Raw genomic sequence first — 9,233 nt, 5'->3', positions numbered from 1 at the left:
CCTTAACTTAATGGCAGTGTACCGAAGAGCAGCAACCGGTGCTGCCCATACGGAAAATTGAGCAATGTGATAGGGTTGTTTTATCGATGTCTTGGCTTGGGTTTGGCTGATAGTGTGTGTTTTGTTTTAAACGATTGCCGTTTTGGTTGTTGCTTGTCCAGCGGATTTTCGGCTGTTTTAGGCTGATAGCTTGGAATCAGGTGCTGTTTGCCGTTGCCGATCAAATCCGCTCGCCCCATGTCTTTCAGGGCTTCTCGCAGCAACGGCCAGTTTTTCGGGTCGTGATAACGTAAAAACGCTTTGTGAATACGGCGCTGTTTCACGCTACGTGGAATCGGCATGTCCGGTACGTTGCGACCGACTTTATGCAGCGTATCCTTGCCGGAGTGATACATGGCGGTAGCGATAGACATCGGTGAGGGTAAAAAGGCCTGTACCTGATCGGCTCTAAAGCCGTTGCGTTTCAGCCATAAGGCCAGATTCAGCATGTCTTTATCTTCGGTGCCGGGATGGGCGGCGATGAAGTAAGGGATCAAATACTGTTCTTTGCCGGCTTCTTTAGAAAACTTATCAAACATCTGCTTGAAGCGGTCGTAAGTGCCCATGCCCGGTTTCATCATTTTCGACAGCGGGCCTTGTTCGGTGTGTTCCGGAGCGATTTTTAAGTAACCGCCGACATGATGCGTGACCAGTTCTTTCACGTATTCCGGCGTCTCCACGGCAATGTCGTAACGCAAACCGGAAGCGATAAAGATTTTCTTGATGCCCGGAAGCTTACGCGCCCGGCGATACAGTTTAACCAGCGGGGTTTGGTCGGTATTCAGGTTTTGACAGATGCCGGGATACACACAGGATGGTTTGCGGCAGGAGGCTTCGATTTCCGGATCTTTGCAAGCCAGTCGCCACATGTTGGCGGTCGGGCCGCCTAAGTCGGAAATATGGCCGGTGAAGTTGGGTGATGTGTCGCGGATGGCTTCGATCTCGCGGATGATGGAATCTTCCGAGCGGTTTTGAATGATGCGGCCTTCGTGCTCGGTAATCGAACAAAAGCTACAGCCACCGAAGCAGCCGCGCATGATCAGCACCGAATGCTGAATCATTTCAAAGGCCGGAATATTAGATTTACCGTACTGCGTATGCGGCAAACGTGAGTAGGGCAGGTCGAACACGCCATCCATTTCCGGCGTCGTCAACGGCAGCGGCGGCGGATTGATCCACACTTCGCGACTGCCGTGACGTTGAATTAAAGCACGGGCGTTGCCGGGGTTGGTTTCACCGTGCATCACCCTGGAAGCATGGGCATACAGAATCGGATCGTCTTTTACCGCTTCGTAATCCGGCAGCCGGATCACGGTTTGCGCGCGCTGTTTGTTGGCGATGGGTTTGAACTGAATTACCTTTTCATCACTATTCAAAAAAGGCTTTTCATCGGCAGCACCGGTTTTTGACCCTCCCTGGTCGTCGCATGCCGGCTGTTCCTGATACGGACTTTGATGCACGATGACCGCGCCGGGTTTGTCGATATCGGTAGAGTCTTTTTCCATCCAGCCCAGCGGCACTTGTTTGACAAAATGCACGGTGCCGCGGATGCCTTTTAAGTCATGAATATTTTCGCCTTTGGCCAAACGGTGGGCGATTTCGACAATCTGCCGCTCGCCGTTGCCGTATACCAATAAATCGGCTTTGGCATCCAGAATGATCGATTTACGTACCTTGTCCGACCAATAATCGTAATGCGCAATCCGGCGCAGGCTAGCTTCGATGCCGCCGATGATGATGGGGACGTTTTTAAAGGCTTCCCGGCAACGGTGCGAATACACATTGACCGCTCGATCAGGTCGCTTGCCGGCCGAACCGTCGGCTGTGTAGGCGTCATTGGAGCGAATCTTTTTATCCGAGGTATAGCGGTTGACCATGGAATCCATGTTGCCGCCGGTGACGCCGAAAAACAACTTGGGCTGGCCAAGTTTCTTAAAATCGTCGGCGCTATGCCAATCCGGTTGCGAAATAATCCCCACCCGGAATCCCTGGGCTTCCAATACCCGGCCCACCACCGCCATGCCGAAGCTGGGATGGTCGACATAAGCATCGCCCGTGACCAGAATGATATCGCAGGCATCCCAGCCCAGTTGTTGCATTTGCTCCATGCTCATCGGCAGTTCGGGGGCCGGTCCAAAACGTTGGGCCCAGTACTTTTTGTAGCCGAAGATATTGGCTGCGTTGTGATTCACTTATTTATTACCCGATTGATTGCGCTGGTATTGTTGCGTTTGATGTCTTGAATAAAAGTAGGAAACTCCAGTTGATACTGTTGTTCCAGGCGTATGGCATTTTCGCTTAAGGCTTTCATGCTGAGTTTGGGGAAGTCTTCGGCAAAGGCAAAACCGATGATATTCCCGCGAGTGCGTACCGGCAAAAACAGCATGCGCCCGCCAAATACCCGACCGAGATTCCAGGTAACTTGTTTGAACAGGGCTTTGTCGGTACCCCATAAATTAATTACCAACAGACCGTTTTTAGTTAATAAGGTTCGACAGTTATCGAAAAAGAGCTCGCTACTGACTTCCGGCGCCATGCCGGCGTGGTCGTAGGCATCGATCATCACCAAGTCATATAATCCATCATGAGCCCGGCTTTGTTGCAGTACATGTTGCGCCCCGCAACCGATCTTGATTTTCAGGCGTGGATCGAAGGGTAATGCAAAATGACTGCGCGCCACTTTTAACACACTGCTGCGAAATTCCACCACTTTTAACCGGCAATCGCTAAATTGATGCAGCATGAATTTGGCGATAGTGCCGCCACCCAGGCCTATCATTAACACGTCTTTGGGGGCATCGTTAAATAGCAACAAGGCCATCATGGCCCGCGCATATAGGGAATGCAAACGGTTGGGGTCGGACAACAACATGGTGCTTTGGCGGGAGTGCGAGCCGAAATGCAAGGCTCTAACACCTTCTTTATCAACGATTTCTATGATGCCTTCGTCATCATGGCTTTGGTGCACAACCAGACCGTCATATTTATACATGCGATACGGCGAATGGTGAAAAGTGCCTATTTTCCTTGAAAATCCGTCGCTTGTCTTGTTATTAGTTTTGTACTGTCTGGTTTCGTAGGTATATGAGCTGTAGAAGTGATTGATTTCTTGTTGGTCGTGTGATTTTTTTCATCCGGTAGGATTAAGCGAAATTGATTAAATAATAGGGGTGTCTGAAATGCTCAACTTGGCTGAGGTAATCTAAGGATTCCGCGAAACCATCCCAGCTCCGATGCTGCCTTACCCTACCTCCTGCGCCCATGCAAGTCGAACCGCATATACCGATGACGGCCATTTTGTTGTTACTGATGCAGCGTTATAATCAGGTTTTATCTTGCGGCTAATGCCTTAGCAGCAAGCGAGCGGTTATTCTAGGTGGTGGGTACTGTCAGAAGCGAAATGAGGTTGAATTTTTTTGGACAATAAAAAACCCGCTAAGTTAAGTAACTTGCGGGTTTTTAAACTGCTTTGCACCTTGGTGGATGCTTGATTGGCGGAGAAAGAGGGATTCGAACCCTCGATACGTTGCCGTATACACACTTTCCAGGCGTGCGCCTTCGACCGCTCGGCCATCTCTCCGGATATCTATTTCAGCCGCGCATTATCAATCAAAAGCAGAGTTTGTGCAATGTTGTTCGTGGTTTAAATTGTAAATTCGCGATTTTTCAGCCTAAGAGTACATTTGGACGCAGGTTTAGACAGAAAATATTTTCATCAAAAATCTAGCTTTAGCTAAGAATTGGCGATCGATGAATAACTGGTGGTACATTGCAGGAAAATTGTGATGGTTGATTACCAAGGGGTTGCAGATGGGGGTAAATGAGTGGTCCAAATTAAATGTACTCGCCGAAATCGATGCTAAAGCAGAAGTAAATTCTCTATTGCGGCGCGATATTCATGCGCATCCGGAATTATGTTTTGCAGAAGAACGTACGTCTGATTTAGTTGCTAATAAATTGGCAGAGTTGGGCATATCTGTTCATCGCGGTTTAGGTAAAACCGGTGTAGTGGGTATGCTGAAAGCAGGTAATTCGGAGCGCTCGATAGGTTTACGGGCCGATATGGATGCCTTGCCGATTCTAGAACAGAATAATTTTACTCATGCTTCTGTTTATCCCGGCAAAATGCATGCTTGCGGGCATGATGGCCACACAGCCATGTTGCTGGCGGCAGCCGACTATCTTGCCAAGCATTCTAAGTTTGATGGTACGGTGTATTTGATTTTTCAGCCGGCGGAAGAGGGTGGTGGTGGCGCAGATGCCATGATCAAGGATGGATTGTTTGAGTTGTTTCCGATGCAGGCAGTTTATGGCATGCATAATTGGCCGGGTATCCCTGCGGGACAATTTGCCGTCAGCCCGGGGCCAGTGATGGCAGCATTTGATAGCTTTCGTATTGTCATACGTGGCAAAGGCTGTCATGCCGCGTTACCGCATTTAGGTTTAGACCCGGTGCCGGTTGCTGCGCAAATTATCATGGCTTTTCAGACTATTCTAACCCGCAGTGCCAATCCACTGGATGCCGGCGTACTCTCGGTTACCACTGTACATGTCGGCGAAGCAACCAATGTGATTGCCGATAATTGTGAAATGACTGGCACGTTAAGAACTTTTTCGACCGAGCTGATGGAATTAGTGCAGCAACGCATGCAAGATATTGCGCGTCATACCTGTATGGCGTTTGGTATGGAATGTGATGTTGAGTTTACTAAAGGTTATCCGGCCACCGTCAATCATCCTGAGCAGGTTGCTTTGTCCCGACAAGTGATGACCAGCATCGTGGGTGATGATAATGTACTTGAGCAATTACCGGTGATGGGGGCAGAAGACTTTGCTTTTATGCTGCAAGTCCTGCCGGGTAGTTATTGTTTTATTGGCAACGGCGAGGGCGATCACAGAAACGTAGGGCATGGAGCTGGTCCTTGTATGCTACACAATGCCAGTTATGATTTTAATGATGACATTTTGCCGCTGGGTGCGACTTACTGGGTTAAGTTGGTAGAAGCCAGTCTGGCTGTGGCCTAGCGTGATGAGGTTGGAACTAGCTTAACATCGCGCGGATGTGTTCAATTTCATCCTTCACCTGATCCAGTATGTTGATACTTAAATCGGCGTCCAGATTGCCGGCAGCCAGTTTTTTATAAGCCGGTAAATCATCCATTTTCGGCATTTTTTTGATGTCGATTTTGCCGATATAGCTGTGTAATTGCGAGATCATCACGATGTCACTGTAAGTTGCCTGCGGGCCGCTGTCGCGAAACCAATTTTCCGCATTGATAACCACATCTTCAAAGTCGGTCGGGAAATCCCATTTACGGATAATTTGCACACCAATGTCACTACGCAACTCACGCACGGTTTCAGCCAGATCCAGGGGGGATGCCAGAATATCCGGTTGACGGTCGGCGTAAGCCAGTATGGGTACGATGCCAATGTCGTGAATCAGTCCCGCCAGCATGGCGCGATCCGGGTCAAAGCCGGGGGTTTTATGCGCCAGCACTGCGCTGATGGCGGCGACATGACTGCTGTGCGCCCACAGTTCCTGCATTTTGCGGCGAATAATGCCGGATTTGGCGTTGAACACGGCTTTTAAGGCAAATACCGTAATGATGTCCTGAGAAGCTTTCAATCCTAAGCGGGTCAAAGCTTCAGGGCAGCTTTCGATTTTGCGTCGACCGCGATACAGCGGGCTATTGGAAATCTTGATCAGCCTGGCGGTAATGCTGGGATCGATTTGCACCACGCGGGCAATTTTGCTGCTGTTGGCGCTAGGTTCATTGATGGCACGGCGAATCTTTACTGAAACATCCGGGATGGTCGGTAAAGCCAGTTTGTCTGATTGCATGTATTTAAAGCAATCCAGATATAAACGGTTTTTTGCCAGCTTGCTGGATTTGGGATCTGGAATGGCCTCTGTCATCGGCGTTTGCTTTATTCGGACAAGCGAGCAGGGATTGGTTTAAAATTTACAGTCTTTTTATCTACAGACCGCATCATGACTATCACTTCGCCGGATGTTATCACAACCCTGACCCGTATCAGAGACTATATTCGCTGGGGCGCCAGTCGCTTTGCTGAGCATGAGATATTTCTCGGGCATGGCACCAGTACGCCGCTTGATGAGGCGGCCGCGATTGTTTTGCATACCTTGCATCAACCGTATGATCTGGCTAATGCCTATCTGGATGCAGTGCTGACCTTGCCGGAAAGAGAAGCCGTGCTTGGTTTGCTTGAGCGCCGAATCAAGGAGCGTAAACCTTCAGCTTATTTGACTCACGAGTCCATTTTTGCCGGCCTGTCGTTTTATGTCGACGAGCGGGTATTGGTGCCGCGTTCGCCGATCGCCGAATTGATAGCCGAACGCTTTGAGCCTTGGATCGAAGAAGACCAAGTATTCAATATTCTGGATTTATGTACGGGTAGCGCCTGTATTGCCATAGCTTGCGCCTATGCTTTTCCGGATGCGCAAGTCGATGCCGTGGAATTGTCCGACGACGCATTAGCGGTAGCCAATATCAATATCGACAAACACGACATGGCGGATCAGGTAGAACTTTACCAGTCCGATTTATTCAACGATTTACCGGCCAAACCCTACGATATTATTGTTAGCAACCCGCCTTATGTGGCGATCAGCGAATGGGAAAGTCTGCCTAAAGAATTTCATGCCGAACCCGAAATGGGCTTTACCGGTGGTGACAGTGGCCTGGATTTGGTGATACGTATTTTAGTAGATGCCAAGCAATATCTGGCCGAGCAGGGCATACTGATTATTGAAGTTGGCAGCAGCGCCCAAACTCTACAGGAACTATTCCCAAGCGTGCCTTTTCAGTGGCTGGAGTTTGAACATGGTGGCGATGGCGTCTTTTTATTGACGGCAAGCCAAGTCAACGAATACCACTCTTTATTTGCAAGCATGGGTTAAACATGTCAGGAAACAGCATAGGAAAATTATTTACCGTCACTACTTTTGGCGAGAGCCATGGTTTGGCATTGGGTGCAATTGTCGATGGTTGCCCGCCGGGCTTAGCCTTAACCGAGGCGGACCTGCAAATTGATTTGGACAGACGCAAACCCGGTACGTCCCGGCATACCACACAACGCCGCGAAGCCGACGAGGTGAAAATCCTGTCCGGCGTGTTCGAAGGCAAAACCACCGGCTGTCCGATAGGTTTGTTGATTGAAAATACCGATCAGCGCTCGAAAGATTATTCCAAAATTGCCGAAAGCTTTCGACCCGGTCATGCCGATTACACTTATCAGCATAAATACGGCTTTAGGGATTATCGCGGCGGTGGCCGATCCTCAGCCCGAGAAACTGCGATGCGGGTGGCTGCAGGCGCAATTGCCAAAAAGTATTTGTTCGAGCAATACGGCATTCAGGTGCGTGGCTATTTATCGCAATTGGGCCCGGTCAAGATCGAACAATTCGATTGGGATGAAGTGCCAAACAATCCGTTCTTTTGCCCGGATGTGAATAAAGTGGCTGAAATGGAAAGTTATATGGATGCCTTGCGTAAGGAGGGTGAATCCATCGGTGCCAAGATCGAGGTGATTGCCAGCCAGGTGCCACCCGGTTTGGGCGAACCGATTTTCGATAGGCTGGATGCTGATTTGGCGCATGCCTTGATGAGCATCAATGCAGTAAAAGGCGTGGAAATCGGCGACGGATTTGCTTGTATCGATACCAAAGGTACCAAGTTTCGAGATGAAATTACCCCGGAAGGTTTTTTAAGCAATCATGCCGGCGGCATTTTAGGCGGCATTTCCAGTGGCCAAGACATCATCGCCCGTATCGCCCTAAAGCCTACCTCCAGTTTACGTTTGCCGGGTCGCAGCATTAACAGCAAAGGCGAAGCGATTGAAGTGGTCACCGAAGGTCGCCACGATCCTTGCGTAGGCATACGCGCCACGCCAATTGCTGAAGCTATGATGGCGATTGTGTTGATGGATCATTTGCTAAGACAAAGAGCGCAAAATTTGCACGTTGATTCGGGCTTGCCCGTTTTACGGTAAATGAGCCTGCCTTACTGGCGCTTATCCGGTTTTTACTTTTGTTACTTTGCAACCCTGGGGGCATTTTTGCCCTTTTGGAGTTTGTATCTAAAACAAATCGGTTTTGTCGCTACCGAAATTGGCGAGCTGACGGCCATGTTGGTTGCGACCAAAATCATCGCCCCTCATCTGTGGAGCTGGTTAGCGGATAGAAATGGCCGTTGTTTGCGGCTGATACGCATCACCTCTTTTTTCTCCATGTTATTTTTTGCCGGTTTTTTGTACCGGCAGGATTATCAATGGGTGGCTGCGGTGACGGTCGCATTTAGTTTTTTCTGGAATGCTACCTTGCCGCAATTTGAGGCGGCAACCTTGCTGCATCTGAAAGCCGAACCACAGCGTTACAGTCGGATCAGATTATGGGGCTCGGTGGGCTTTATCGTTGCAGTGCTCGGGATAGGCCGCTTGCTGGATGACTTCAACATAACCTATTTACCCTGGGTTATCACCAGCCTGTTGGCTATGAATTGGTTGATGGCTTTGCTTACCCCGGAAGCCTTGGCTATGCGTGACAGCAAGTCTGCCGGCAGTGTGTTTAAAGTATTGTTTAAACCCGAGTTACTGGCTTTTTTTGCCGTCTACATGCTGTTACAGGTGGCGCATGGGCCGTATTATGTTTTTTATTCCGTCTACCTGCAGCAGCATGGTTACACAGCTACCATGACAGGTTTATTGTGGGCCTTGGGTGTCTGTGCGGAAATTTTTGTGTTTTTCTGGATGTATAGCTTGCTCAAATTCGTGAGTTTGCGCGGCCTGTTGCTGGGTAGTCTTGCGCTGAGTATGCTGCGCTGGTTAATGATTGCCTATGGCGTTGAATCGCTGACCATAATTCTAGCTGCACAGGTGTTGCATGCCGCTAGTTTTGGTGTGGCACATGTGGTGGCGATACAGTTGCTGCACCGATATTTTGGTGATCAGCATCAAAGCAAAGGTCAGGGTTTGTACAGCAGTCTCAGTTTTGGCTTGGGCGGCATGCTGGGCAGTTTTTACAGTGGTTATTTATGGGACTTAATAGGCGGAAGTTTGGTGTTTGTCATAGCAGCTTTGGCCAGCGGTTTGGCTTTGCTGATTGCCTTTATTGGCGTGGCTCGGCAAAAGTCACCGACATTGAGTTAAAATCGTCGTAATAGAATTTTGAG

Annotated in this window: 7 protein-coding genes and 1 tRNA gene; 4 read left to right on the top strand and 4 right to left on the bottom strand. The window is 49.3% G+C overall.

What is annotated here, in order from left to right; all coding sequences use genetic code 11:
• Positions 1–80 precede the first annotated feature (80 nt).
• The 3 genes from A1359_RS04655 to A1359_RS04645 form a co-directional block, all read right to left on the bottom strand.
• Positions 81–2,231 (bottom strand): YgiQ family radical SAM protein, encoded by a 2,151-nt coding sequence (locus A1359_RS04655; RefSeq protein ID WP_066978690.1) that lies wholly within the window; start codon positions 2,229–2,231, stop codon positions 81–83.
• Positions 2,228–3,031 carry a spermine/spermidine synthase domain-containing protein gene (locus A1359_RS04650; protein ID WP_066978687.1) on the bottom strand — a complete coding sequence of 268 codons (804 nt, stop codon included), beginning with the start codon at positions 3,029–3,031 and terminating at the stop codon, positions 2,228–2,230. The genes A1359_RS04655 and A1359_RS04650 overlap by 4 nt, the downstream gene beginning before the upstream one ends.
• A gap of 500 nt (positions 3,032–3,531) precedes the next feature.
• A tRNA-Ser gene (locus A1359_RS04645) sits at positions 3,532–3,619 on the bottom strand.
• A gap of 230 nt (positions 3,620–3,849) precedes the next feature.
• On the opposite strand from A1359_RS04645, the gene A1359_RS04640 reads away from it, so the two are divergent.
• Positions 3,850–5,064, top strand: coding sequence for a M20 aminoacylase family protein (locus A1359_RS04640; protein WP_066978684.1), 1,215 nt, complete (start codon positions 3,850–3,852; stop codon positions 5,062–5,064).
• Between the two features lie 16 nt (positions 5,065–5,080).
• On the opposite strand, the gene A1359_RS04635 is transcribed toward A1359_RS04640, so the two are convergent.
• Entirely contained in the window at positions 5,081–5,959 is an 879-nt protein-coding gene (locus A1359_RS04635; RefSeq protein WP_066978681.1) for an HDOD domain-containing protein, read from the bottom strand.
• Between the two features lie 75 nt (positions 5,960–6,034).
• Between A1359_RS04635 and prmB the strand changes: the two genes are divergently transcribed.
• Genes prmB through A1359_RS04620 form a run of 3 tightly spaced genes read left to right on the top strand, consistent with a single transcriptional unit; the run spans position 6,035 to position 9,210 of the window.
• On the top strand, positions 6,035–6,964 hold the full coding sequence (gene prmB, locus A1359_RS04630) for a 50S ribosomal protein L3 N(5)-glutamine methyltransferase (protein WP_066978711.1): 930 nt from the start codon (positions 6,035–6,037) through the stop codon (positions 6,962–6,964).
• A gap of 2 nt (positions 6,965–6,966) precedes the next feature.
• Complete coding sequence (gene aroC, locus A1359_RS04625; protein ID WP_066978678.1) at positions 6,967–8,055, top strand: chorismate synthase; 1,089 nt, start codon at positions 6,967–6,969, stop codon at positions 8,053–8,055.
• Positions 8,056–9,210, top strand: coding sequence for an MFS transporter (locus tag A1359_RS04620; RefSeq protein WP_083960497.1), 1,155 nt, complete (start codon positions 8,056–8,058; stop codon positions 9,208–9,210).
• Positions 9,211–9,233 lie beyond the last annotated feature (23 nt).

Source organism: Methylomonas lenta, assembly GCF_001644015.1.
In the GTDB taxonomy this organism is placed as follows: domain Bacteria; phylum Pseudomonadota; class Gammaproteobacteria; order Methylococcales; family Methylomonadaceae; genus Methylomonas; species Methylomonas lenta.
Note: the sequence above shows the minus strand (reverse complement) of the source record. Positions and strands in the feature narration are given on the sequence as shown.

Bases quoted from the DNA above. Each gene is read 5' to 3' on its own strand.
- A1359_RS04650 (WP_066978687.1), bottom strand. From the start codon at position 3,031: ATGTATAAATATGACGGTCTGGTTGTGCACCAAAGCCATGATGACGAA.
- A1359_RS04640 (WP_066978684.1), top strand. From the start codon at position 3,850: ATGGGGGTAAATGAGTGGTCCAAATTAAATGTACTCGCCGAAATCGAT.
- A1359_RS04635 (WP_066978681.1), bottom strand. From the start codon at position 5,959: ATGACAGAGGCCATTCCAGATCCCAAATCCAGCAAGCTGGCAAAAAAC.
- prmB (WP_066978711.1), top strand. From the start codon at position 6,035: ATGACTATCACTTCGCCGGATGTTATCACAACCCTGACCCGTATCAGA.
- aroC (WP_066978678.1), top strand. From the start codon at position 6,967: ATGTCAGGAAACAGCATAGGAAAATTATTTACCGTCACTACTTTTGGC.
- A1359_RS04620 (WP_083960497.1), top strand. From the start codon at position 8,056: ATGAGCCTGCCTTACTGGCGCTTATCCGGTTTTTACTTTTGTTACTTT.